The sequence below is a fragment of the Pseudomonas sp. LFS044 genome (assembly GCF_047978245.1).
GTDB lineage: Bacteria > Pseudomonadota > Gammaproteobacteria > Pseudomonadales > Pseudomonadaceae > Aquipseudomonas.
In genome coordinates this window covers 137,293-161,433 of the sequence record NZ_JBFPFX010000014.1, presented here as the reverse complement: position 1 = coordinate 161,433, position 24,141 = coordinate 137,293, and the positions used below count along the sequence as shown (strand labels likewise).

Here is a 24,141-nt window from a genome sequence, read left to right as displayed (position 1 = left end):
CTACTGTATTCGCGCATGGCCCGGGCGGCGCTGTACCTGTGGGCGCGGGCTGGCCGGCGATGGGCTGCTAAGCAGCCCAACTGGCCCGATTCACGGGTTTGGCTCACTTAACTCTTTCGGCGATACAACAATGACAACCCCCAGCCATTTCTCCCCCGACCACCCGGTCCCCACCCACCAGCGCCCGTTCGGCGGCCGCGACCTGTTCTCGCTGTGGTTCTCCCTCGGCATCGGCCTGATGGTCCTGCAAGTGGGCGCCATGCTCGCCCCGGGCCTTGGCCTGGCCGGCGCAGTACTGGCCATCGCCCTCGGCACCGGTGTGGGCGTGCTGTTGCTGGGGGCCGCGGGCGTCATCGGCAGCGACACCGGCCTGTCCGCCATGGCCACCCTGCGGCTTGGCCTGGGTAGCCACGGGGCGCGTCTGCCGGCTTTGCTCAACCTGCTGCAACTGGTGGGCTGGGGCGCGTTCGAGATCATCGTCATGCGTGACGCCGCCAGCCTGCTGGGGGCGCGCACCTTCGGCGAAGGCAGCCTGTGGAACAGCCCGATGTTCTGGACCCTGTGCTTCGGTGGCCTGGCTACCCTGCTCGCGGTCAGCGGGCCGCTGGCGTTCGTGCGCAAGGTGCTGCGCAAGTGGGGCATCTGGGTGCTGCTGGGCGCCTGCTTGTGGCTGACCTGGAACCTGTTGGCCAAGGCCGACCTGGGTGAGTTGTGGAACCGGGCGGGTGACGGCTCGATGTCGCTGGCTGTCGGCTTCGACATCGTCATCGCCATGCCGCTGTCATGGTTGCCCCTGATTGCCGACTACTCGCGCTTCGCCCGCAACGGCAAGCATGTGTTCGGTGGCACCGTGCTCGGTTACTTCATTGGCAATACCTGGCTGATGAGCCTGGGCGTGGCCTACACCCTGGCTTTTGCACCAAGCGGTGAGGCAAACGCGCTGCTGCTGGCCCTGGCGGGTGCCGGTATGGGGATTCCGTTGCTGTTGATTCTGCTGGACGAATCGGAGAAGGCCTTTGCCGATATCCACTCGGCAGCCGTATCGACCGGCTTGCTGGTTCGCGTGAAGGTCGAGCACCTGGCGCTGGCCATCGGTGTGCTGTGCACCCTGATCGCCTTGCTGGCGCCACTGGCCCAGTACGAGAACTTCCTGCTCTTGATTGGTTCGGTGTTCGCACCGCTGTTCGGCGTGGTACTGGTGGACCACTACGTGATCCGCCGCCGCCGCTTGCCTGCGCAGGTTGATGGCTGGCATTGGCAGGCACTGCTGGCCTGGGCGGTGGGCGTTGCGGCTTATCACATCATCGCCGCGCAAGCCCCGGAGCTAGGTGCGACCCTGCCAGCATTGCTGCTGGCAGGTGGGCTGCACCTGCTGTTGAGCTTCAGCCGCGGCCGGGAAACAGCTCAGGCTTGAGCACGCCATTGAGGCGAGGGTAGGGCAGCTTCAGTTCCACGTGGCCCATGGAATAGGGCGCGATGGAGTAGACCTCGTACTTGACCACCACCGCGCCGTACGTCAGGGCGATGTGCGGCGACTTCTTGAATGGCCAGGTTTTGACGAACTCGGCGTCCTTGTCCATGCCCACGCTGATCAGCCAGGCGCGGTGCGATTCCTCGACCGTCTTCCAGAAGGCGTCTTCCTGGCCTGGCAGCAGCATGTCCTGCAGGGTCAGCTCCTTGTCCAGCTTGCGCGAGTAGTTGATGAAGCCGCGGCCTGGCATGCCGTGGGCACCACCGCTGTCGAGGTAGCTCGACAATTCGATGATCACCAGCCCGTCATGCTGTTCGCGTACCTTGGCTTGCAGGTAGCTGCTGTTACGTTTGTCGGCGTTGGCCAGGTATTGCTGCTCATACGCCTGCAAAGTGCTGGGCGCGGTGCCATGCTGGTTGTCTTCGGTCAATTGCAACAGGCGTTTTTCGACGATGCCGTCGAGCTTGGGCAGGTCCGGGAAGTGGATGGTGTCGATGTTCACCAGCGGGCAGTCACTGGCGCTGCACCCCGGTTTCACATGCTCCCAGGCGTCACGCTTGACCTCAAGCGGGGCCCGGTAATTGGGCGTGAACAGACTCTGGCAGGCACCCAGGGCCAAGGCCAGCACAGCCACGGAGGTCAGTTTGACAAGTGTCATGATGATCCTTGCAGTACAGGGAAAAGTCGGCCTTTGACCGCCTGCGCGGCCTTCAGTTCGCCACTAAGCTAACAGAGAGCAGGCCCGCTGTCCCGACCGCGCGAACGGTTGCCGGAAGGGGGTGAAACGGGCAGTCGTGCAGAGTAGGATGGCGCGAAGCAGTATTTGAGGTAATGAGGATTTCCATGTCAGACGTGTTGAATTCAGTGCCCAAGGGCTTCGAGGTCATCGAGCGGGCCAATTGCTTCCAGGGCTTCTACAAGCTCGACAAGCTGCGCTTGCGCCATGAACTGTTTGCCGGGGGCATGGGCCGCGAAATCAGCCGCGAACTGTTCGTGCGCCACGATGCCGTGTGCGTGCTGCCCTACGATCCCCAGCGCGACGAAGTGGTGCTGATCGAGCAGTTCCGCGTTGGCGCGCTGGGCAAAACCGACAACCCTTGGCTGATCGAGCTGGTTGCCGGCCTGATCGACAAGGACGAACAGCCAGAAGAAGTCGCCCACCGCGAAGCCGAAGAAGAAGCCGGCCTGACTTTCAGCGCGCTGTGGCCAATGACGCGCTATTTCCCGTCACCGGGTGGCAGCGATGAATACGTGCACCTGTTCCTCGGCCATTGCAGCAGCGAAGCCGCCGGTGGCTTGCACGGCCTGGAAGAAGAGGGCGAGGATATCCGCGTGCGTGTCTGGTCGTTCGAAGATGCCTTGCAGGCTGTGCGCGACGGGCGCATCTGCAATGCGGCGACCATCATCGGCCTGCAATGGCTGGCGCTCAACCGCGATGAAGTACGAGGTATGTGGAAGTGAACCTGCTGCGTGAGCGTTATCGGGTCGATCTGGCCGGGCTGCAGGCAGCCTGCGAGGCCAACTACGCCCGGCTCATGCGCCTGCTGCCCGACATGCGCACCACCCAGTGCTCGCGGCGCATCGGCATGACCCAGGGCGACCAGATGCTGGGCGTGCTGGTGCTCGACGTGGTGCTTGCCTGCCCCTACACCACAACCCTGCGGGTACGCCAGGAGCACAGCCTGCCTTGGCTGCCGGTGCCGCACCTGGAGGTGCAGGTGTACCACGATGCGCGCATGGCCGAAGTGATCAGCGCCGAACATACCCGGCGCCTGCGCAGCATCTACCCGTATCCTAACGATGCCATGCACCAACCGGATGAGAAGGCCCAGCTCAACCTGTTCCTCGGCGAATGGCTGAGCCACTGCCTGGCCTGCGGCCACGAACTGGCAAGTGTGCGCTGAAATGTGATGGCGGTTGGTTTCGGGTGTTTGCTCGCAACCATTCCCCCGCCATAATTCCTGCTGAATCCGCACGAGGAGACGGCCGGTGCCGCACCCAGACCCTTCCCAGGCACCCGTACACGTGGTGCAACTGACCGACGCTCACCTGTTCGCAGACCCTGCGGGCACGCTGCTGGGCCTGCGGACCCGCGACAGCCTGCGCCACGTGATCGGCCAGGTGCGGCGTGAACAGCCGCGCATCGACCTGCTGTTGTGCACCGGTGACTTGTCTCAGGATGGCAGCGTTGCGTCGTATCAGGCGTTTCGCGAGCTTACAGCCGAGTTCGCCGTGCCCACTCGCTGGTTGCCGGGCAACCATGATGAAGCCAGGGTCATGGCCGAGGTAGCCCCGGACCTGGTGCAGGCGGTTACCGATGTGGGCGCCTGGCGCGTGGTAATGCTCAATTCGGCCGTGCTCGGTGCTACCCATGGGCTGCTCGGGCCGGACCAGCTGTCGTTGCTCGATGATGCGCTTGAATCAGCAGGTGAGCGCTACTGCCTGGTCTGTTGCCACCATCAACCCGTGGATATCGGTTGTGCATGGATCGCACCGATCGGCTTGCGCAATGCCGATGAATTGCTGCGTCGGCTTGAGGGTCGTCCACACGTGAAAGCGTTGCTCTGGGGGCATATCCACCAGGAATGGGACGCGCTGCGCGGCGGTTTGCGCCTGCTGGCCACGCCGTCGACCTGCATCCAGTTCGCCCCGCGCAGCGAGGACTTCAAGGTGAGCGAGGAGCAGCCGGGCTACCGCTGGTTGCGCCTGTACGCTGACGGGCGGTTGGAGACGGGGGTGGAGCGGGCCTTGGACTTCGAGGTGAAGCTCGACTTCGACAGCCCGGGCTATTGATGTGGAGATGCTGCACAGGGTTTGAATCGATGCGCTCCTGGTGGCAGCCGGATTGCCGGCGATGGGGCGCACAGCCCACAGCCGTAGCTGAGAAATTGTTGCGAAAATCCCACCGCTACGCCAAAACACGGCGAACGCGCTACACTGCGCATCCCTGCGCCCGCACCATTGGGCGCGAAGCCACAGATTTCGGGGGCAGCATGTCGGGTTCCATCCTCTATATCCATGGCTTGAACAGCTCACCGCTCTCCACCAAGGCGCGTCAGCTCGAAGCTGTGATGCAGCAGCTAGGCCTTGCGGACCACTTGCGCGTCCCCGCCCTGCACCATCACCCGCGCCAGGCCATCGCACAGCTTGAAGCAGCCATCGCCGAGTTGGGCGCCCCCTTGCTGGTGGGCAGTTCGCTCGGCGGCTACTATGCCACCTGGCTGGCCGAGCGTCATGGCCTGAAGGCGCTGCTGATCAACCCGGCGGTCACGCCGCACAAGCTGTTCGACGGTTACCTGGGCACGCAGCGCAACCACTACACCGACGAAACCTGGGAGCTGACCCACGACCACGTACAGGCCCTGGCCGAGCTGGAAGTGCCCGCCCCCACGGATGCCGGCCGATATCAAGTATGGTTGCAGACGGCCGATGAAACCCTGGACTATCGCCACGCCGAGCATTACTACCGTGCCTGCGCGCTGCGCATCCAGGCCGGCGGCGACCACAGCTACCAGGGCTTTGCACAGCAGATGCCGGCGCTGCTGGCCTTTGCCGGGGTTGCCCGGGGGCAGTATGCAGCGCTCGACTTTTCTGTATTTTGATCTTTTTGCATTCACCAGACTGACGACGAGAACCCATGGCCAATCCCAGCGCTAGCGCCTATAACGCAGACGCCATCGAAGTCCTCTCCGGCCTTGACCCGGTCCGCAAACGGCCGGGCATGTACACCGATACCAGCCGGCCGAACCACCTGGCCCAGGAAGTCATCGACAACAGTGTCGACGAAGCCCTGGCTGGCCACGCGCGTTCGGTGCAGGTCATCCTGCATGCCGACCACTCGCTGGAGGTCAGCGACGACGGCCGCGGCATGCCGGTGGATATCCACCCCGAAGAGGGCGTGTCGGGCGTCGAGCTGATCCTCACCAAACTGCACGCCGGCGGCAAGTTCTCCAACAAGAACTACCAGTTCTCCGGCGGCCTGCACGGTGTTGGCATTTCGGTGGTCAATGCCCTGTCGACCCAGGTGCGCGTGCGCGTCAAACGTGACGGCAACGAGTACCAGATGACCTTCGCCGACGGCTTCAAGGCCAGTGAACTGGAAGTGGTCGGTACGGTCGGCAAGCGCAACACCGGTACCAGCGTGTACTTCAGCCCCGACCCCAAGTATTTCGATTCGCCGAAGTTTTCCATCAGCCGCCTCAAGCATGTGCTCAAAGCCAAGGCCGTATTGTGCCCGGGCCTGCTGGTCAGCTTCGAGGACAAGGCCAGCGGCGAGAAAGTCGAGTGGCATTATGAGGACGGCCTGCGTTCCTACCTGGTCGACTCGGTCAGTGAATACCTGCGCCTGCCTGACGAGCCGTTCTGCGGCAGCCTGGCCGGTAACAAGGAGGCCGTGGACTGGGCCCTGCTGTGGCTGCCCGAAGGCGGCGACAGCGTTCAGGAAAGCTACGTCAACCTGATCCCCACCGCCCAGGGCGGTACTCACGTCAACGGCTTGCGCCAAGGCCTGCTCGATGCCATGCGCGAGTTCTGCGAGTTCCGCAACCTGTTGCCGCGCGGGGTCAAGCTGGCGCCGGAAGACGTCTGGGAACGCATTACCTTCGTCCTTTCGATGAAAATGCAGGAGCCGCAGTTCTCCGGGCAGACCAAAGAGCGCCTGTCCTCCCGCGAGGCCGCGGCGTTCGTCTCCGGTGTGGTCAAGGACGCCTTCAGCTTGTGGCTCAACGCGCACCCTGAACTGGGCATGCAGTTGGCGGAACTGGCCATCAGCAACGCCGGCCGTCGCCTCAAGGCCAGCAAGAAGGTCGAGCGCAAGCGCGTCACCCAGGGGCCGGCGCTGCCGGGCAAGCTGGCCGACTGCGCAGGGCAGGACCCGATGCGCGCCGAGCTGTTCCTGGTCGAGGGCGATTCTGCGGGTGGTTCGGCCAAGCAGGCGCGGGACAAGGAATTCCAGGCCATCCTGCCGCTGCGCGGCAAGATCCTCAACACCTGGGAAGTGGACGGTGGCGAAGTTCTGGCCAGCCAGGAAGTGCACAACATCGCCGTGGCCATCGGCGTCGACCCAGGCGCTGTCGACCTGTCGCAGCTGCGCTACGGCAAGATCTGCATCCTCGCCGACGCCGACTCGGACGGCCTGCACATCGCGACCTTGCTGTGCGCGCTGTTCGTTCAGCACTTCCGCCCGTTGGTCGAGGCCGGCCACGTCTACGTCGCCATGCCGCCGCTGTACCGCATCGACCTGGGCAAGGAAATCTACTACGCCCTGGACGAGCCGGAGCGTGACGGCATCCTCGACCGCCTGGTGGCCGAGAAGAAGCGCGGCAAGCCACAGGTCACCCGATTCAAAGGCCTGGGCGAGATGAACCCGCCGCAGCTGCGCGAAACCACCATGGACCCGAACACGCGGCGCCTGGTCCAGCTGACCCTGGAAGACGTCGAAGCCACCTGCGAGCTGATGGACAAGCTGCTCGCCAAGAAACGCGCCGGTGACCGCAAGAGCTGGCTGGAGACCAAAGGTAACCTGGCTGAGGTCATGGTTTGATTCGTCTGCTTGCCGCCTTTTTCCTAGCGCTGGTTGCCCTGCCGAGCCTGGCAGGCAACTGGCCGGAGCTGAAGCTGGCGTCCGGGCACCCGATCGATGGCATGCGCGGCGGTAACCTCTCGGGCCTGGCCTGGTGCCGGGGCGCCTTGTGGGGTGTTTCCGACCGTGATGACGACCGTATCTACCGCTTTGATCAGCAGAACGGGGTATGGCGCGCCCAGCCTCTGACCTTCACCCCGCCACCGGTGCCGGAAAGCGGCTTGCCCTGGGGGCTGAAGTCGCGCAACTGGGCGGTGTCGTACATCCGCGGCGGCGAGCTGGATTATGAAGGCATTACCTGCGACCAGGCCGGCACTATCTACTTGGTCAGCGAGGCCCATGCGGCGGTGCTGCAACTGCCGGTAGACGGCGAGCCGGACTGGCTGAAAATCGACCCGGCGATGATTCGCCAGGCCCGTGCCAGCGGCATGCTGCTGCACTTCAACGCCTTGTTCGAAGGCCTGGCGATCAACCCGCAGGGTGACCGCCTGTGGCTGGCGGCCGAGCGCGAGCGTCGCGGCCTGGTGAAGATAGAGCGCCAGCAATCGGTGTGGACCTGCGGGCGCAGTTGCGTGCTGCTGAGCGAGGCCGGCGTCGAAATGCAACCGCCGCAAATGCCCAATGCCCGTGCGCTTTCGCGTGATTTTGCCGACCTGGCCTGGTTCGAAGGCAAGCTGTTCACCCTCGAACGCAATGCCTACCGCATTTGCCGGCGTGATGCCGACAGCGGCAAGGTCGAGCGCTGCTGGTCGTTTGCCGCCGAAGCGCTGGTGCCCGAGCGCCGCTACGATCAGCCGTTCGGCCTCGCCGAAGCGCTGGTCATCGATGCCAAGGGTGCCTGGATCGGCCTGGACAACAATAACGGTGACCGGGCCGATGGCGAAAGCCGGCCGGTGGTCTGGCGCTTCACAGCGCCCGAAGGCGGCTGGAGCGCCAAGCCATGAGCCAGCCGCCGGGCAAGCGTGCGGGCAGGGTACTGATGGTCCTTGCCTGGGCAGCGGCGATGTTCCTGGCCACGCGCTTTTTCGGTGAGTGGGAGGCGCGTGAACGCAACCCCAATACCCAGGTGCAGTCGGCACACGGCGAAGGCTTCATCGAGGTGCGGCTGTTGAGCAATGGCCAAGGCCACTTCGTGGCTGACGGTGCGATCAATGGCAAGGCTGTGCACTTCATGCTCGACACCGGCGCCACCGATGTGGCGATCCCCGAGGTGCTGGCCCGTGAGCTCGACCTGCAACGTGGCAGCCCGGTCATCCTCAGTACCGCCAACGGCCGTACCGAAGGCTACCGCACCCGGCTGGACAGCCTGCAACTGGGCGACATTCGCCTGCAGGGCGTGCGTGCGCTGGTGGTGCCGGGGCTGGATGGGCAGACCGTGCTGCTCGGCATGAGCGCGCTGAAACAACTTGAATTTACCCAGCGCGGCGGCACCATGCTGCTGCGCCAGAACCTGAAATAACGAGGCCCGCATGAGCGACCCACTGGAACTCAGCCTCGACGGCGTCGAACGCCGTTCGCTGGCTGACTTCACCGAACAGGCCTACCTCAACTACTCCATGTACGTGATCATGGACCGGGCCCTGCCGCATATCGGCGACGGCCTGAAGCCTGTGCAGCGACGCATCGTCTATGCCATGAGTGAGTTGGGGCTCGATGCCGATGCCAAGCACAAGAAGTCGGCGCGTACCGTCGGTGACGTGCTTGGTAAATTCCACCCCCACGGCGATTCGGCCTGCTACGAAGCCATGGTGCTGATGGCGCAGCCGTTCAGCTACCGCTACACCCTGGTGGACGGCCAGGGTAACTGGGGTGCGCCGGACGACCCGAAGTCGTTCGCCGCCATGCGTTACACCGAAGCGCGCTTGTCTCGCTATTCCGAAGTGCTGCTGAGCGAAGTGGGCCAGGGCACCGTGGACTGGGTGCCGAACTTCGATGGCACGCTGCAGGAGCCTGCAGTGTTGCCGGCGCGCCTGCCGAACATCCTGCTCAACGGTACCACTGGCATCGCTGTGGGCATGGCTACCGACGTGCCACCGCACAACCTGCGTGAGGTCGCCAGCGCCTGCGTGCGCCTGCTCGACGAGCCCAAGGCCACCCTCGAGCAGTTGTGCGAGCATATTCAGGGGCCGGACTACCCGACCGAAGCCGAGATCATCACGCCGCGGGCCGAGATCCTCAAGATCTACGAAAGCGGCCGTGGTTCGATCCGCATGCGCGCCGTGTACCGGGTGGAAGATGGCGACATCGTCGTTACTGCTCTGCCACACCAGGTCTCCGGGGCCAAGGTGCTGGAGCAGATTGCCGCGCAGATGCAGGCCAAGAAGCTGCCGATGGTCGCCGACCTGCGTGATGAATCGGACCACGAAAACCCCTGCCGCATCGTCATCATTCCGCGCTCCAACCGGGTGGATGCCGACGAGCTGATGCAGCACCTGTTCGCCACCACCGAGCTGGAAAGCACGTACCGGGTCAACGTCAACATCATCGGCCTGGATGGTCGGCCGCAGCTGAAAAACCTGCGCGCCTTGCTGCTGGAGTGGCTGCAGTACCGGATTGGTACCGTTCGTCGTCGCCTGCAGCACCGCCTGGAAAAGGTCGAGAAGCGCCTGCACCTGTTGGAAGGTTTGCTCACCGCATTCCTCAACCTGGATGAAGTGATCCACATCATCCGCACTGAGGAACACCCCAAGCAGGCCCTGATCGCCCGTTTCGACCTGACCGAAATCCAGGCCGATTACATTCTTGAAACGCGTTTGCGTCAGTTGGCCCGCCTGGAGGAGATGAAAATCCGCGGCGAGCAGGACGAGCTGCTCAAGGAGCAGGCCAAACTGCTGGCCCTGCTCGGCAGCGATGCCAAGCTGCGCAAGCTGGTACGCAGCGAACTGATCAAGGACGCCGAGACTTACGGCGACGACCGCCGTTCGCCGATCGTCGAGCGCAGCGAAGCCAAGGCATTGTCGGAAAACGAGCTGATGCCGACCGAGCCGGTCACTGTCGTGCTGTCGGAAAAAGGCTGGGTACGCTGTGCCAAAGGCCATGACATCGATGCCACAGGCCTTTCCTACAAAGCGGGGGATGGTTTCAAAGCGGCAGCAGCTGGGCGTTCCAACCAGTTCGCCGTGCTGATCGACTCCACCGGCCGCAGCTATTCGGTGGCAGCGCACACGCTGCCGTCGGCACGTGGCCAGGGCGAGCCGCTGACCGGGCGCTTGACGCCGCCACCGGGGGCGACCTTCGAGTGCGTGCTGCTGCCTGAGGATGATGCGTTGTATGTGGTGGCTTCCGACGCCGGTTACGGCTTCGTGGTCAAAGGTGAGGACCTGCAGGCCAAGAACAAGGCCGGCAAAGGGCTGCTCAGCCTGCCGAACGGCGCCAAAGTCATCAGCCCGAGGCCTGTGGCCAACCGTGAACAGGACTGGCTGGCGGCAGTGACCACCGAAGGCCGCTTGCTGGTGTTCAAGGTGGCCGACCTGCCACAGCTAGGTAAAGGCAAGGGCAACAAGATCATCGGTGTGCCCGGTGATCGGGTTGCCAGTCGTGAAGAATATGTTACAGATTTGGCCGTAATCGCCGAGGGCGCGACACTTGTTTTGCAAGCTGGCAAGCGTACCCTGTCTTTGAAACCAGATGACCTTGAGCATTACAAAGGCGAGCGCGGCCGGCGCGGCAGCAAGCTGCCACGCGGGTTCCAGCGTGTCGACGGGTTGCAGGTGGAAGGTCCGGCGTAACCGAGTGAAATGTCTGGAACGGCAATTTCAGCGCCGTTCCAGGCAGAAATGCTGGAGTCGGACCGATATTTCGCGGATGATAGTGCCCCTTCGGAGCCAGCGTGGCTGTGTGCCCGATTGAATCTATATCAGTATCACTGCGGTTAGCCTGGTGGCGACCGCCTGGATGGGATGAATGAAATTTCTGCGCCTTCCATTTGCGCTGTTGATGACGGGCTTGCTGGGGCTGAGCGGATGCAGCATGCATCAGCCGGTTGCCCTGTATCAGCTCGACAGCGGTGATCCTGGCCAGCCTTCACAGAGTGCGGGCATGGCCGTGGTGCTCGGCCCGGTGTCGGTCGCCGATTACCTTCAGCGCGAAACCTTTTTGCAGCGTCAGACTGATGGCAGCCTGAGTTCAGCGACGGACGGTCGTTGGGCGGGTAGCCTGTCGGCAGACATCGACCAGCTGCTGGTTCGCCAGCTGGCCTGGCGGCTGGACAGCCAGCGCGTAGTCCTGGCCCCCGCCAGCACCGGCTTCTCGCCGGACGTGCAGGTATTGCTGTCGATCACCCGCCTGGACTCGGGCAAGAACCAGCCGGCCATTCTAGACGCCCAATGGCGTTTGCTCGACCGCCGCGGCCATGTGCGTGACAACCGCATCGTTCACCTCGAGCAACCGCATGAAGGTAGCGAGTCGTCGCAGGTGCAGGCCCAAGGCAAGCTGCTGCAGAAGCTGGCAGAGCAGTTGAGCAGTGCGGTCAAGCCGCTCGCCAATCAGCCTGCAATTGCCGATGAGGCACCCAAGAAGCCCGCTGCACCGGTTCAGGTCAAGAAAGCGCCAGAGAAGTCGAAGATCCCGATGGCTTCACCGATCCGTACCGATATGGAAGTCTATCGGTTCTGACAGTTAGGCCAGATAAGAAAAAGCCCGCACATGTGCGGGCTTTTTTGTGGGCCTGTGGTGGCCTCATCGCCGACAAGCCGGCTCCCACCATGTCTGCAGCGCTGCAGATTCTTGTAGGAGCCGGCTTGCCGGCGATGAGGGCAGCTCGGGGCTAGGCCCGGCGCTCGTGCATGCGCGCCAGCTGCCGCTCCAGCATTGACGGGTAAGGCTCCATCAACCGCTCCACACAGCAGGCCCCCTCAGGGCTGGCAATCGGCCGAATGCGAGCGCGCTGACGAATCAGTGCGTCATCGCTGATCTGCCGCTCCACCAGCAACAGATTGCGGCTGTGCTGGGACAGCGCCAGGGCATCCTGGGCCTTTTCCGTCATCAGCAGGTCAACCTGCTCCAACCCATGCAGGTCGCCACCCAAAGCCAGGCCCAGTTGCAGTTGCAGGGTGATGCCGCTGTCTGCCACCTCGATCTGCAGGGCATGGCCCAGGGCGCGCAACAGCTCGCCGCAGCAGATCGCGTTGGTCAGGTAGTCCTCGCCGCAGTCGCGGCTGTGGAACAACACCAGTGTGCTGCCATCGTTGAGCGTGTAGGTGTCGCCTTCATACAGCGATGCGGCCTGTTCCAGGCAGTCGCGGTAACGCTCCAGCAGCTCGGTCAGGCGGGTGCGCGGCAGGCGGCGCAGTTGTTCCTGGGAGCCCAGCTGCACGGCCAGCACTGCAGAGTGCTGAGGTTCGTCGGACTCGACCACGGCTGCTTTAGGCGCGGGTTCTTCGTTGTCCAGTAGGCCGGCAAAAGCCTCATCGTCGTCTTCATCTTCGGCCAGGGCGGTAACCTTGGCGCGTGGCGCAACTTTAACGGGCGCCGCAACCTCGTGCAGGTCGTCGAATTCGTCCTCTTCGTGTTCTTCCTCCGGCTCAGGCTCAGGCTCCGGGGGCGGCGGCGGGGCCAGGCGGGCATGCAGCTGGCGAGCGATATCGCCGATCTCATCCTGGCGATCAGTCGCCGGGGTGTACGGGTGCGGATCACGCAGCCATACCCGCAGCTGCAGCAGCGGCAGGGTGATGTGGCGGCCCTGGCGCAGGCTCAGGCTCAACGCCAGTGCCAGCAGGATCGCGGCAAGAATGCCCATGCTTTGCAGGCTGATCAGCATCGGCTGCTGGAACTGGCTCATGTCCAGGCTGATGCGCAGTTGCCCGGCAGTCACGTCCTGGAAGGTGATCTTGGTCTGGTACAGACCTTCAGCTTCCCCCAGCAGGCTATTGCGCGGCCGCTGCCCGGCCTCGGCCAGGATGCGGTTGTCCACGCTGTAGATGGCCGCATGGGCCACCAGCGGGTTCTTCACCAGGTTGCCCAGCAGCACGTTGAGGCTGAGGATGTCGTTGGACACCAGCAGCTCGGTCGCCGAGGTGGCGGTCTGGGTGGTCAGGCTCTGGCCAAGGGCATCCGCCTGCTCGTGCATGGCCTGCTTGAACTGCAGGCCCATTACGCAGGCATAGATCACCAGCGCCAGCGCCACCAGGAATATATTGGTGCTGGCGATGCGCAGTGCCAGTGGAACGCGACGTTGGCGCAGGGCACGGAAGATCATGAGGAAGAAGTTGTCTGGTTTGACGGGCGTGGGCCGGTTCACAGAGCGCGGCTCTTAATGGCATGAAAGTGTTGCGCAGTATAGCGATCAGAGTTTTGTCGGCAAAGTATCGTTGGCGCCCGATGGTCACGGAAAATCGGTAGAATGCGCATTTTTCATCGAAGTCGGAGCCAGGTTGTGCGCGAAATCGTCCTGATCAACATCACCGGTGAGGACCGCCCCGGTCTCACTGCCGCAATTACCGGCGTCCTGCTCCAGGGCGGTGTGAACATCCTCGACATCGGCCTGGCGGTCATGCACGGCACGTTGTCGTTCGGCATTCTGGTCGATATCCCGGATAACGAAGTGGCCACCAGCCTGCTGCAAAGCGTGCAATCCAAGGCCCACGAGCTGAATTTGCAGGCCCGCTACACGCCGATTTCCGAAGCGGACTACCAGCACTGGGCCGATGGCCAGGGTGACCCGCGCTACATCGCCACCTTGCTCAGCCGCAAGATCACCCCCGAGCAGCTGCAGCGCGTCAGCGCGGTCATCAGCGAGTATGGTTTGACCATCGAGCGTATCGAGCGTCTGTCTGCCCGTGTTGCCTTGGATGCCCAGGGTGACAAAGGCAAGGCGGCGCTGGAGATTTCCGTGCGCGGCGAGCCAAGCGATGCCCAGGCGCTGCGCGCCGACTTCTTCGCGTTGTCCGAAGCGCTGAACATCGACATCGCCTTCCAGAAGGACGACCTGTTCCGTCGCAATCGCCGCCTGGCCGTGTTCGACATGGACTCGACGCTGATCGAGGCTGAGGTGATCGATGAGCTGGCCAAGGCGGCGGGTGTCGGCGAGCAGGTGTCGGCCATTACCGAGCGGGCGATGCGCGGCGAGCTCGACTTCCGCGCCAGCTTCAAGGAGCGCATGGCGCTGCTCAAAGGCCTGGATGTCGGCGTGCTGGACCAGATCGGTGCTTCCCTGCGCCTGACCGAAGGTGCCGAAAACCTGTTCGCCGAACTCAAGCGCATGGGCTACAAGACGGCAATCCTGTCCGGTGGCTTCACCTACTTTGCCAAGCAGGTACAGGCGCGCCTGGGCATCGATTATGTGTTCGCCAACGAGCTGGAAGTGGTCGACGGCAAGGTCACCGGCGTGGCCATCGAGCCAATCGTCGACGCCCAGCGCAAGGCTGAGCTGCTGCAGCAGCTGGCGAATGAGGAGGGGCTGCAGCTGGAACAGACCATTGCCGTGGGTGATGGTGCCAACGACCTGCCGATGCTCTCGCTGGCCGGCCTGGGTGTGGCATTCCGTGCCAAGCCGCTGGTACGCCAGTCGGCCAAGCAGGCCATTTCGACCTTGGGCCTGGATGGTGTGTTGTATCTGCTGGGGCTGCGCGACCGCGACGCCCGCGGTTGAGCTGAAACAAAAGGGGCCGCAATAGCGGCCCCAACTGTCTCTACCAGGCAATCAGGCCTGCGCAGGCACCGCCAGCAGCTCACCCATGCGGGTTGCCGAACCTGCACCCAGGTTTTCAGCCCACTTCACTTGCTCCGGCCCGAACAGCACGATGGCCGTGGAGCCCAGCTTGAAGCGGCCCAACTCCGCACCTTTTTCCAGGTGAATGGGTGCACGGCTGCCTTCGTCGTAGCGGAAGGTTTTCAGCTCACGCTTCGGCGGCGTGACCAGGCCAGCCCACACGGTCTCGATCGAGGCCACGATCATCGCGCCGACCAGTACAACAGCCATCGGGCCACGCTCGGTGTCGAACAGGCACACCACACGCTCGTTGCGGGCAAACAGCTCAGGGACGTTTTCCGCCGTGGTCTGGTTGACCGAGAACAGCCGCCCAGGCACGTAGACCATCTCACGCAGGGTGCCGGCCAGCGGCATGTGCACGCGGTGGTAATCTTTCGGCGACAGGTAGATGGTGGCGAACTCGCCGCCCATGAACGGTGCAGCCAGGGCCGGGTCGCCGCCGAGCAGCTCCAGGGCACTGAAACTGTGGCCCTTGGCCTGGAAGATACGACCGTGCTCGATCGGGCCCAGCTGGCTCACGGCACCGTCGGCCGGGCAGAGGATGGCGCCCGGGGTTTCGTCCAGCGGGCGCGCGCCTGGCTTCAGGGCGCGGGTGAAGAACGCGTTGAAGTGCTCGTAGGCGGTCAGGTCTTCGACCAGTGCCTCGTTCATGTTCACCTGGTAGCGCTTGGCGAACCAGGCGGTGAAGGCGTTTTTGAACCAGCGTGCGCGGCACTCGGCAACGCAGCCGGCGAGCCGCGACAGCAGGTGGTGCGGCAGCAGGTACTGGCTGATGATGAACAAACGGGATTTCATGCAGGTTCCTTAGACTTCTACAGGCGTGTCCGGGTGGTTGCCCCATTCGCTCCACGAGCCGGCGTAAGCCTTGACGCGTGGGTAGCCGAGGGCCTTGGCCACCAGGTAAGTGAAACCGGAGCGGCGGTGTGACTGGCAATGGGTGATCACTTCCTTGTCGGGGGTGATGCCCAGTTGCAGGAGGACTTGCTTGATGTCCTGGCGGATGCGCAGGTGGTCGTTGAGGTCCATGCCAGCGGTCCACTCGAAGTTGATCGCGCCGGGAATATGCCCGCCTTTGGCGGCCAGGACTTTTTCACCGTTGAATTCCTGTGGGCCTCGGGCATCCCAGATCACCAGGTCGTCGGCGCCCAGGCGGCTTTGCAGGTATTCGCGGGTGGCGGTCGGCTCGCCGTGCAGGTGCAAGCGCACAGGCGTATTGGCTGGCGCTGGTACTTCGGTCACCAGCTTGTCTGCCGGCCAGGCCTGGATACCGCCATTAAGGTAGTGGTAGTGCGGGTGACCGATGACATCGAGCATCCAGATGAAGCGCCCGGCCCAGCCGCCGCCTTCATCGTCATACACCACGTAAACCGCGTCATCGCGGTGACCGAGCTCGCTGAACAGTTTTTCCAGGTCGGCCAGCGCCGGCAGCAACCCCGGCGCGGGTGGCAGGCCCAGCTGGGTGCGTTTGCCTTCGACGAAGCGCGCGCCCGCAATATGCCCGCTGACATAGCGGTTGGCGCTGCTCAGGTCGACCAGGATCAGCTGGGGCGAACCCAGGCGCGGCAGCAGGTCCGCAGGCTCGATCACCAGCGGCAGTCCGGCAAAATCAGTCATCCACGGTCTCCAGTGTGGAAAGAGGTGCGATTGTAGCGCAAGGGTCAGGCATTGCGGTTGGCAAACACAGCGAGCGCACGCTCGATACATTGCGCGGTTTTGCCAAAAGCTTGCACGCTGACATCGGCCAGCGGCTTGCCGCCCTGGTCGGCCACCGCCAGCATCAGCACCTGGTCACCCACTGCCATTGAGCGCAACAGCAGGTGTTCGCTGCGGAAGAAAGCGCGCAGCGGGGCCGGCATCAAGGCCGAAAGTTGGGCATGGTTTTCTGGCGTCAGGCGCAATTGCGCGGCTTGGCCTACCAGCTTCTGCAGCAGCTTGTTCTGCGGGATGGGCAAGGCGATGGCTTCGGCTTCCTTGGGCAGGCCGGCGGTTTGCTGTACGCGCAGGGCGTCGTTGGCCCTGTCCAGCGTCAGCAGCATGATGCGCTGCATGCCACAGGCCAGCAACGCCTCGCGGGCCTGGGTAGCCAGGTGCACGGTATTGGTAAAGGGGCTGGGCTTGGCCAGCAGTTCCTGGCACAGCTTGCGCCACTGGCCCAGCGCCTCGCTGGAGGGTGGTGGTGGGGTGATCATGTCGGGGTGCGGGCGGCGCTGGTGCCAAGGCCAGATCAGGGCTTCGGCGGGGTGGAACAGGGCGTGCCTGGCGTGGCGTCGGGCACTGGCGGCAGCCTGCTGGTGGACCTGCTGTTGCACGTCTTCCAGCGAGGTCTGCAGGTACAGCGCGGTGAGCAGTTGCCAGCGCAGCAGGTGCGGGTTGTCCCAGCCCACCTGGGCCGCCAGGGCCAGGTTGTTGGCCAGCAACACGGTATTGGCCGGTTGGTTGAACCAGCGGCTCAAGGCGGGTGCTTCGTCCAGGCGGTGCTGCTGGCTCAGCAGGTCATCGTCACGGGCGATGCTGAGGATCTGGCCCAGTTGTTCACGTTCTTCCAGCAGCAGGCGGTAGCCCTGGGTGACCCATTGCGACAGGCGCCAGTGCTCGGCCATGGCTTGGCACAGCGCCATGATGCGCACGCCGAACAGCTCCAGTTCAACCTCTGCAGCCTCTTCGCCCTTGTGGATGACCCGCAGCTCCCAGGCGTCGAGCAGCTTCGGGTAGGCCAGCGCCATCGGCCACAACGGCGACAGGAACAGCAGGCTGCCCCAGTGAATTTCCTGCCACAGCCGCGCCAGGCGGCTGGCGAACAGGCCGCTGGCCTGCTGCGAAGCGTGCTGGCTGATCAACAGGAACTGGCGCAGCACCGGCGGGATATCGTGGTCCGGCAGGGCTGGCAAGCGGGTAAGCAGTTCTCGGGTGCGCGCCAGGCCCAGGCGATTGAGGGCGATTTCCAGGCTTTCGGCGGGTTCGGCCTGGCTGGCATTGGCCGGGTGATTGGCCTCGCGCATCACCGACAGCACCAGTGCTGGGCTGTCCTGCATCAGTTCGGCGATGTCCCGCAGCGAGCGGCGGCTATCGTTGATGGCGCTCATGACCCGGTCGTAACTCTGCTTCGGCACCGGTACGCGAATACCGTCGAGCAGCTTTACCCAGGCCTCTAGCGTACGCGGATTCTGAGTGGGCACCTTGGATTCCATTGGCATTTTGACATCAGTCCGAACTGGCTTTTCGCATTGAGTGGCTATAGTCTGGCGCAGATCTGCCGATAAGTAGAAGAAGAGTTTTAAAGCTCCCGTCCCTCACCCTGACCACGACAGCAAGTGCTTTGAACCTATGGCTAAAATTATCGGCATCATCGTCGTATTCGCGAGCGTGCTCGGCGGATATGTGCTCTCCCACGGCAAGATCGCGGCACTGATTCAGCCGTTTGAAGTGCTGATCATCGGCGGTGCAGCCTTTGGCGCTTTCATGCAGGCCAACCCTGGTTACATGACTATGCATGTAATCAAGAAGTCGATGAAGATGTTCGGCTCGCGCTTCACCCATACCTTCTACCTCGAAGTACTGGGCCTGGTTTACGAGATCCTCAACAAAAGCCGTCGTGAAGGCATGATGGCGATCGAGAGCGATATCGAAGACGCTGCGGCCAGCCCGATCTTCGCTAAATACCCTGCCGTGCTGGGCGATGAGCGCATGACCGCATTCATCTGCGATTACCTGCGCATCATGTCCACCGGCAACATGGCGCCCCACGAGCTCGAAGGCCTGTTCGACATGGAACTGCTGAGCATGAAGGAAGAGCTCGAGCACCCGTCGCACGCGGTCACCGGCATTGCCGACGGCATGCCCGGTTTCGGTATTGTCGCGGCAGTACTCGGTATCGTGGTGACCATGGCTTCGCTGGGTGAGGGCGACCAGGCGGCCATCGGCATGCACGTAGGTGCGGCCCTGGTCGGTACCTTCTTCGGTATTCTTGCGGCGTATGGCTTCTTCGGCCCGTTGGCCAAGTGCCTGGAGCACGACGCCAAGGAAGAAATCAACCTTTACGAGTCGATCAAGGCTTCGCTGGTAGCCTCGGCCTCCGGCATGCCGCCTTCGCTGGCCGTCGAGTTCGGGCGCAAGGTGCTGTATCCGAAGCACCGCCCGAGCTTTGCCGAGCTGGAACAAGCAGTTCGCGGTCGCTAAGCCATGGAAAACAACCAGCCGATAATCATCAAGCGCGTCAAGCGCTTCGGTGGCGGGCACCATGGCGGCGCCTGGAAGATCGCCTTCGCCGACTTTGCCACGGCGATGATGGCGTTCTTCCTGGTGCTGTGGTTGATGTCCACTGCCACGCCAGAGCAGAAGATCGCCATTGCCGGCTACTTCAAGGACCCGATCGGTTTCTCCGAGAGCGGAACCCCCTATGTGATCGACCTGGGTGGCTCGCCAGAGCTCGCCCCGGAGAAGACCATCAACCCGGAGCAGCAGTCCGAGCAAAAACCTGATACCAGCATCCAGCTGAACAAGGATCAGGTCGAGACCATGGCCGAGCAGGTTGAGCGCGAGCGCCTCGAATTGCTGCTGCAGGAGCTGCAGAACAAGGTCGACGAAAACCCGCAACTGCAGAAGTTCAAGGACCAGATTCTGTTCGAGATCACCCAGGACGGCCTGCGCATCCAGATCATGGACGCCGAGAACCGGCCGATGTTCGACATCGGCAGTGCTCGCCTGCAGCCGTACTTCGAGGACATCCTGCTGGCCATGGCCGACACCATCAAGGCGGTGCCGAACAAGGTCAGCATCAGTGGCCATACCGACGCCAAACCCTATTCGGGCAGTGGTGAGTTCGGTAACTGGGAGCTGTCGGCCAACCGCGCCAACGCTGCGCGCCGTGCGCTGGTTGCCGGGGGCTACCCGGACGACCAGGTGGCGCGGGTGGTGGGTTATGCCTCGTCGTCGCTGTTCGACCGCAAGAACCCGTTCAACCCGGTCAACCGCCGTATCGATATCATCGTCCTGACCAAGAAGGCCCAGCGCAACATCGAGGGCGAACAGGGCACGCCGGAGGCCCCGGCTGCAGAGCCGAACCCGTCTACGCCGCCTGCCGGTAGCGCACCTGGTAGTGCTGCCCCAGGGGCTTCGGCGGCCCCCGGTGCGGGCGATGCACCGATGCAGCCGCGTGAACTGCGCCAGAAGCTGAACATCTTCGAGGACGGTACCTTGAAGATGGACGAGGCCAAGGGCCAGTAACCGCTCGGGGCCGCTTTGCGGCCCCGATGCATTCAAAACCCCCGCCGGATCTTGGCCTTCAGGTCGGCATGGAAGAAGTCTGCATTGTCCCTGTCGGTGCAGCTTCCACGCCCTGTCGGCAACACCATCGCCCGCTCGAACGTGCACTCATCGTGATAAGCCCGCACGAACAGGTCGATATGTGCGCGCTCGCGCATCACCGGCCATTTGCCAAACCATTCGGGTAACGTGCCGCCATCGCCCTGGTAGAAGACCACGCGCCGGGTGGCCATGACCGCGGTGCCCAGCAGCCAGGGCGTCCACCAGTCTGCCGCAATGCAGGCTGGGAGCAGGCCGATCCAGTGGGTCGCATCACCCATGTGTTGGCAGAAGCTGCCATACAAGTCTTCGCTGGTCTGCCCTGGGCTGTCGAACAGGACCAGCTGGGCGGGAATGCCTTCGTGCAGCAAGCGCTCGTTGAGGATGAAGGCGTCAAGCCGCTGCTCGTGGCGGTAGCTGATGAAAACCGGCATCGCGGTTGCCCTCCCTGATAGATGTAATGACCATCAGGGAAAGCAGCAGGCGGGGCAATAGACGACGGTGAAACCGGAGGGATCCTACGCGCTCCGGTAATGTTTCCTACAGATCAGTAGGCGTCTTCTGGCAGGCTGGCGATGATCGAGCGGTAGCTGTTCATGCGCTGTTGCTTGATGCGGCCGTCTTCCAGTGCCTTGAGCAGCGCGCAACCTGGCTCGCGATCATGCTTGCAGTCGCGGAAGCGGCACGTGCCGAACAGGTCGCGGAACTCGATGAAGCCACCCTCCACGTCATCACGGCTGACGTGGCCGAGCCCGAATTCGCGGATACCCGGCGAGTCGATCAGGTCGCCGCCGTTGGGGAAGTGGTACAGGCGTGCGGTGGTGGTGGTGTGCGTGCCCTGGCCCGACCATTCGGACAGGTCGCCAACCCGGGTGTCGGCGGCAGGCAGCAGACTGTTGACCAGGGACGACTTGCCCACACCGGACTGGCCGACGAACACGCTGATGTGGCCGTCCAGCATCTGTTGCAGGCGTTGCATGCCATCACCGTGGTGAGCAGAAACCTCCAGCAGCGGATAACCAAGGTCGCGATAGACCTCGAGCAGCGCCTGCAGGGCCGGGCCGTTCTCGTCGTTGATCAGGTCGGCCTTGTTCAGCAGCAGCAACGGGCGAATGCCAGCGTGCTCGGCAGCAACCAGGTAGCGGTCGATCAGGTTCGGGTGCGGTTCGGGCGCCGGTGCGAAGACGATCACGATCAGGTCGACATTGGCCGCCACCGGCTTGAGCTGGCCGTGGTTGTTCGGCCGGCACAGCTCTGTGGTGCGTGGCATCTGCGCGACGATCACGCCGATGCCCTGGTTGCCGGCACGCCAGACCACACGGTCGCCGGTAACCAGCGCCGGCAGGTTGGCGCGCAGGTGGCAGCGGAACACCTGGCCTGCAACGTCGCCGTCCTGAGCTTCGACCTCGACCTGCACACCAAAGTGCGCGATCACCAGGCCCAGTTGTTCGGGCCCCAGGTCACCACCCTCCAGCTCCTGCAGCGCATGCTGCTCGCGTTTGGCGGCGCGCGCGGCGCGTTCGTTCTGGATCTTTTCGATGCGCCAGTTCTGGCGGCGGTTGAGCTGGCGTTTGGCCATGAATGTTCCGTGGTGGGGCAGAATGAAATCGGCAGGCAGTTTAGCACGGTGGGCGGCTGACCATTCTGGTTACCTTCGCGCCGGGAATGCGCGGCACTCTGCCGCTAGGCTACTATGACGGCCTATACGAGGAGCCTCTTCATGCAGAACCCACAGAACCTGATCTGGATCGATCTGGAAATGACCGGCCTGGACCCGGACAACGACGTCATCATCGAGATGGCCACCATCGTCACCGACAGCGAACTGAACACCTTGGCCGAGGGGCCGGTGATCGCCATCCACCACAGTGACGAAGTGCTGGCCCGCATGGACGAGTGGAACACCCGCACCCACGGCGGTTCGGGGCTCACCCAGCGTGTGCGCGAAAGCCAGGTGAGCATGGCCGAGGCCGAAGCGCAGACCATCGCGTTCCTGGAGCAATGGGTACCGAAAGGCAAGTCGCCGATCTGTGGCAACAGCATCTGCCAGGACCGCCGCTTCCTCTATCGCCACATGCGTAACCTGGAAAACTACTTCCACTACCGCAACCTCGACGTCTCCACCGTGAAGGAGTTGGCTGCGCGCTGGGCGCCGGATGTGCGTGACAGCTTCAAGAAGGGCAGCACCCACCTGGCGCTGGACGATATCCGCGAGTCGATCGCCGAACTGCGCCACTACCGCGAGCACTTCATCAAGGTGTGAGCCGAAAGCGCGCAGATATTGTCGTAGCGCCCTCTTTTGGTGCCTGGGGCAACTGGTTAGACTGCGCGCCTTTCTCGCACGGACCCGCGCCATGTTGTTGATGCTCTACCTTATCGCCATTACCGCCGAAGCCATGACCGGCGCCTTGTCTGCCGGCCGTCGCGGCATGGACTGGTTTGGCGTGGTGCTGATTGCCTGCGTCACCGCCCTTGGGGGCGGCTCGGTGCGCGACGTGCTGCTCGGGCACTACCCGCTGACCTGGGTGAAGCACCCGGAGTACCTGGTGCTGACCAGCTTCGCTGCGCTGTTGACGATTTTCATCGCACCCATGATGCGCCGCCTGCGCTCGCTGTTCCTGGTGCTGGATGCCCTGGGGCTGGTGGCGTTTACCCTGATCGGCTGCATGACTGCGCTGGAGATGGGGCAGGGCATGCTGGTGGCGTCGATCAGCGGCGTGATCACCGGGGTGTTCGGCGGGATCCTGCGGGACATCTTCTGTAACGACATCCCGTTGGTGTTCCGCCGTGAGCTGTATGCCAGCGTATCGTTTGCGGCGGCGTGGTTCTACCTGGGGTGCGTGTACTTCAAGGTGCCGGCCGAGCAGGCCATGCTGCTGACCCTGTTTGGCGGGTTTCTGGTGCGCTTGCTGGCGATTCGCTTCCATTGGGAAATGCCAAAGTTTCACTACAACGACCAGCAGTAGCATTCAGGCGCCCGATAGCCTGCAGGAGCGGCTTCAGCGTGTGAAGTCGTTAATGAACCCCGTGCCTGGCCAGCGCCCACTCGACATGCTCGCGCACCAGCTCCGACGGGTCTTCCCGCCGCGCCTTCAAGGCCTCCAGCACCGGAATGGTCGAGGGCGCATTGCCCAAGCCTACGGCCAGGTTGCGTAACCACCGCTCATACCCCGCCCGCCGCAACGGCCCACCCTCGGTCTTGCGCAGGAAGGTCTTCTCGTCCCACAGGAACATCTCGGCCAGTTCAGCATTTTCCAGCCCGTGCCGCGGCTGGAAGTCACCCTCCTGGGTCGGGCGGGCGAAGCGGTTCCACGGGCAGACGATCTGGCAGTCGTCGCAGCCGAACACCCGATTGCCCATCATGCCGCGCAGCTCGACGGGAATCGCGCCCTTGAGCTCGATGGTCAGGTAGGAAATACAGCGCCTGGCATCGAGCACGTAGGGCCCGACGAATGCCTTGGTCGGGCAGATGTCCAGGCAGGCCTCACAGCGCCCGCAGTGCTCGCTGGTATGTGCTTCGTCCACCGGCAGCGGCAAGTCGACGAACAGTTCGGCCAGGAAAAAGTAACTGCCGGCCTTGCGATTGAGCAGCAGGGTGTTCTTGCCGATCCAGCCCAGCCCGGCCTGCTCGGCAATCGCTTTTTCCAGCACAGGGGCGCTGTCGACGAAGGCGCGGTAACCGAACGGGCCGATATCTTCCTGGATGCGATCGGCCAGGTGCTGCACGCGTTTACGCACCAGCTTGTGGTAATCGCGGCCGAGGGCGTAGCGCGATACGTAGGCTTTTTCTGGCTGGGCCAGGCGTTGCGCCATCTGCGTGTCGCCCGGCAGGTAGTCCATGCGCAGCGAAACCACCCGTACCGTGCCGGGGATCAACTGGTCGGGGTGCGCACGTTTGCCATCATGGGCGGCGAGGTATTCCATTTCGCCCTGGTAGCCGGCAGCCAACCACCGCTGCAGATGTTTTTCGTGCTCGCCAAGGTCCACCCCGGCGATGCCGACGTGGGCAAAACCGAGTTCTTGGCCCCAGATCTTGATCGATTGGGCCAGTGCGGCGAGGTCAAGTGTGCAAGCAGACAT

General features: G+C 63.5%; 23 protein-coding genes. 15 read left to right on the top strand and 8 right to left on the bottom strand.

The window, feature by feature from the left end:
- Nucleotides 1-130 precede the first annotated feature (130 nt).
- Nucleotides 131-1,414, top strand: coding sequence for a putative hydroxymethylpyrimidine transporter CytX (cytX, locus tag ACNQPL_RS14340; RefSeq protein ID WP_416467088.1), 1,284 nt, complete (start codon nt 131-133; stop codon nt 1,412-1,414).
- Here the strand turns inward: cytX and ACNQPL_RS14335 are convergent.
- Nucleotides 1,383-2,129 (bottom strand): RsiV family protein, encoded by a 747-nt coding sequence (locus ACNQPL_RS14335; RefSeq protein ID WP_416467087.1) that lies wholly within the window; start codon nt 2,127-2,129, stop codon nt 1,383-1,385. The two genes, cytX and ACNQPL_RS14335, sit on opposite strands and share 32 nt — an antisense overlap.
- A gap of 185 nt (nt 2,130-2,314) precedes the next feature.
- On the opposite strand from ACNQPL_RS14335, the gene ACNQPL_RS14330 reads away from it, so the two are divergent.
- From ACNQPL_RS14330 to ACNQPL_RS14290, 9 genes are all read left to right on the top strand, one after another.
- The gene (locus tag ACNQPL_RS14330) at nt 2,315-2,932 is read left to right on the top strand and encodes an NUDIX domain-containing protein (protein WP_416467086.1); all 618 of its coding nucleotides are present in this window, start codon (nt 2,315-2,317) and stop codon (nt 2,930-2,932) included.
- Entirely contained in the window at nt 2,923-3,375 is a 453-nt protein-coding gene (locus tag ACNQPL_RS14325; RefSeq protein ID WP_416467085.1) for a DUF1249 domain-containing protein, read from the top strand. The genes ACNQPL_RS14330 and ACNQPL_RS14325 overlap by 10 nt, the downstream gene beginning before the upstream one ends.
- Nucleotides 3,376-3,460: 85 nt before the next feature.
- Entirely contained in the window at nt 3,461-4,264 is an 804-nt protein-coding gene (cpdA, locus tag ACNQPL_RS14320) for a 3',5'-cyclic-AMP phosphodiesterase (protein ID WP_416467084.1), read from the top strand.
- A 200-nt stretch (nt 4,265-4,464) separates the two neighbouring features.
- Complete coding sequence (locus ACNQPL_RS14315; RefSeq protein ID WP_416467083.1) at nt 4,465-5,073, top strand: YqiA/YcfP family alpha/beta fold hydrolase; 609 nt, start codon at nt 4,465-4,467, stop codon at nt 5,071-5,073.
- Between the two features lie 35 nt (nt 5,074-5,108).
- Entirely contained in the window at nt 5,109-7,013 is a 1,905-nt protein-coding gene (gene parE / locus ACNQPL_RS14310; RefSeq protein WP_346614830.1) for a DNA topoisomerase IV subunit B, read from the top strand.
- Entirely contained in the window at nt 7,010-7,996 is a 987-nt protein-coding gene (locus tag ACNQPL_RS14305; RefSeq protein WP_416467082.1) for an esterase-like activity of phytase family protein, read from the top strand. The genes parE and ACNQPL_RS14305 overlap by 4 nt, the downstream gene beginning before the upstream one ends.
- Nucleotides 7,993-8,511 (top strand): retropepsin-like aspartic protease family protein, encoded by a 519-nt coding sequence (locus tag ACNQPL_RS14300; protein ID WP_346614828.1) that lies wholly within the window; start codon nt 7,993-7,995, stop codon nt 8,509-8,511. Before ACNQPL_RS14305 ends, ACNQPL_RS14300 begins: the two co-directional genes overlap by 4 nt.
- A gap of 10 nt (nt 8,512-8,521) precedes the next feature.
- A complete protein-coding gene (parC, locus tag ACNQPL_RS14295; RefSeq protein WP_346614827.1) occupies nt 8,522-10,780 on the top strand; it encodes a DNA topoisomerase IV subunit A in 2,259 nt (752 codons plus the stop codon).
- A 175-nt stretch (nt 10,781-10,955) separates the two neighbouring features.
- A complete protein-coding gene (locus tag ACNQPL_RS14290) occupies nt 10,956-11,666 on the top strand; it encodes a PqiC family protein (protein WP_346614826.1) in 711 nt (236 codons plus the stop codon).
- Nucleotides 11,667-11,817: 151 nt separating this feature from the next.
- On the opposite strand, the gene ACNQPL_RS14285 is transcribed toward ACNQPL_RS14290, so the two are convergent.
- A complete protein-coding gene (locus tag ACNQPL_RS14285) occupies nt 11,818-13,290 on the bottom strand; it encodes a histidine kinase (protein WP_416467081.1) in 1,473 nt (490 codons plus the stop codon).
- A 135-nt stretch (nt 13,291-13,425) separates the two neighbouring features.
- Here ACNQPL_RS14285 and serB point away from each other — a divergent pair, with 135 nt between their 5' ends.
- The gene (serB, locus tag ACNQPL_RS14280; RefSeq protein ID WP_346614824.1) at nt 13,426-14,640 is read left to right on the top strand and encodes a phosphoserine phosphatase SerB; all 1,215 of its coding nucleotides are present in this window, start codon (nt 13,426-13,428) and stop codon (nt 14,638-14,640) included.
- 51 nt (nt 14,641-14,691) lie between these two features.
- Here serB and asd read toward each other — a convergent pair whose 3' ends face one another.
- The 3 genes from asd to ACNQPL_RS14265 are packed head-to-tail and all read right to left on the bottom strand — an operon-like array spanning nt 14,692 to nt 17,954.
- Nucleotides 14,692-15,555: an archaetidylserine decarboxylase gene (gene asd, locus ACNQPL_RS14275; protein WP_346614823.1), complete on the bottom strand. Its 864-nt coding sequence runs from the start codon at nt 15,553-15,555 to the stop codon at nt 14,692-14,694.
- A gap of 9 nt (nt 15,556-15,564) precedes the next feature.
- Nucleotides 15,565-16,374 (bottom strand): rhodanese-like domain-containing protein, encoded by an 810-nt coding sequence (locus ACNQPL_RS14270; protein ID WP_416467080.1) that lies wholly within the window; start codon nt 16,372-16,374, stop codon nt 15,565-15,567.
- 44 nt (nt 16,375-16,418) lie between these two features.
- The gene (locus ACNQPL_RS14265; RefSeq protein WP_416467079.1) at nt 16,419-17,954 is read right to left on the bottom strand and encodes an HDOD domain-containing protein; all 1,536 of its coding nucleotides are present in this window, start codon (nt 17,952-17,954) and stop codon (nt 16,419-16,421) included.
- Between the two features lie 130 nt (nt 17,955-18,084).
- On the opposite strand from ACNQPL_RS14265, the gene motA reads away from it, so the two are divergent.
- Both motA and motB read left to right on the top strand, forming a co-directional pair.
- Complete coding sequence (gene motA, locus ACNQPL_RS14260; protein ID WP_346614820.1) at nt 18,085-18,936, top strand: flagellar motor stator protein MotA; 852 nt, start codon at nt 18,085-18,087, stop codon at nt 18,934-18,936.
- A gap of 3 nt (nt 18,937-18,939) precedes the next feature.
- Complete coding sequence (motB, locus tag ACNQPL_RS14255) at nt 18,940-19,983, top strand: flagellar motor protein MotB (protein WP_416467078.1); 1,044 nt, start codon at nt 18,940-18,942, stop codon at nt 19,981-19,983.
- Nucleotides 19,984-20,015: 32 nt separating this feature from the next.
- Here motB and ACNQPL_RS14250 read toward each other — a convergent pair whose 3' ends face one another.
- A complete protein-coding gene (locus ACNQPL_RS14250; protein ID WP_416467077.1) occupies nt 20,016-20,495 on the bottom strand; it encodes a molecular chaperone Tir in 480 nt (159 codons plus the stop codon).
- A gap of 113 nt (nt 20,496-20,608) precedes the next feature.
- Nucleotides 20,609-21,640, bottom strand: a complete 1,032-nt coding sequence (rsgA, locus tag ACNQPL_RS14245; protein ID WP_346614817.1) for a small ribosomal subunit biogenesis GTPase RsgA — start codon at nt 21,638-21,640, stop codon at nt 20,609-20,611.
- Nucleotides 21,641-21,781: 141 nt separating this feature from the next.
- Here rsgA and orn point away from each other — a divergent pair, with 141 nt between their 5' ends.
- The gene (gene orn, locus ACNQPL_RS14240) at nt 21,782-22,324 is read left to right on the top strand and encodes an oligoribonuclease (protein ID WP_346614816.1); all 543 of its coding nucleotides are present in this window, start codon (nt 21,782-21,784) and stop codon (nt 22,322-22,324) included.
- Between the two features lie 91 nt (nt 22,325-22,415).
- Nucleotides 22,416-23,027 (top strand): trimeric intracellular cation channel family protein, encoded by a 612-nt coding sequence (locus ACNQPL_RS14235; protein WP_003249516.1) that lies wholly within the window; start codon nt 22,416-22,418, stop codon nt 23,025-23,027.
- A 49-nt stretch (nt 23,028-23,076) separates the two neighbouring features.
- Here ACNQPL_RS14235 and queG read toward each other — a convergent pair whose 3' ends face one another.
- Entirely contained in the window at nt 23,077-24,141 is a 1,065-nt protein-coding gene (gene queG / locus ACNQPL_RS14230; protein WP_416467076.1) for a tRNA epoxyqueuosine(34) reductase QueG, read from the bottom strand.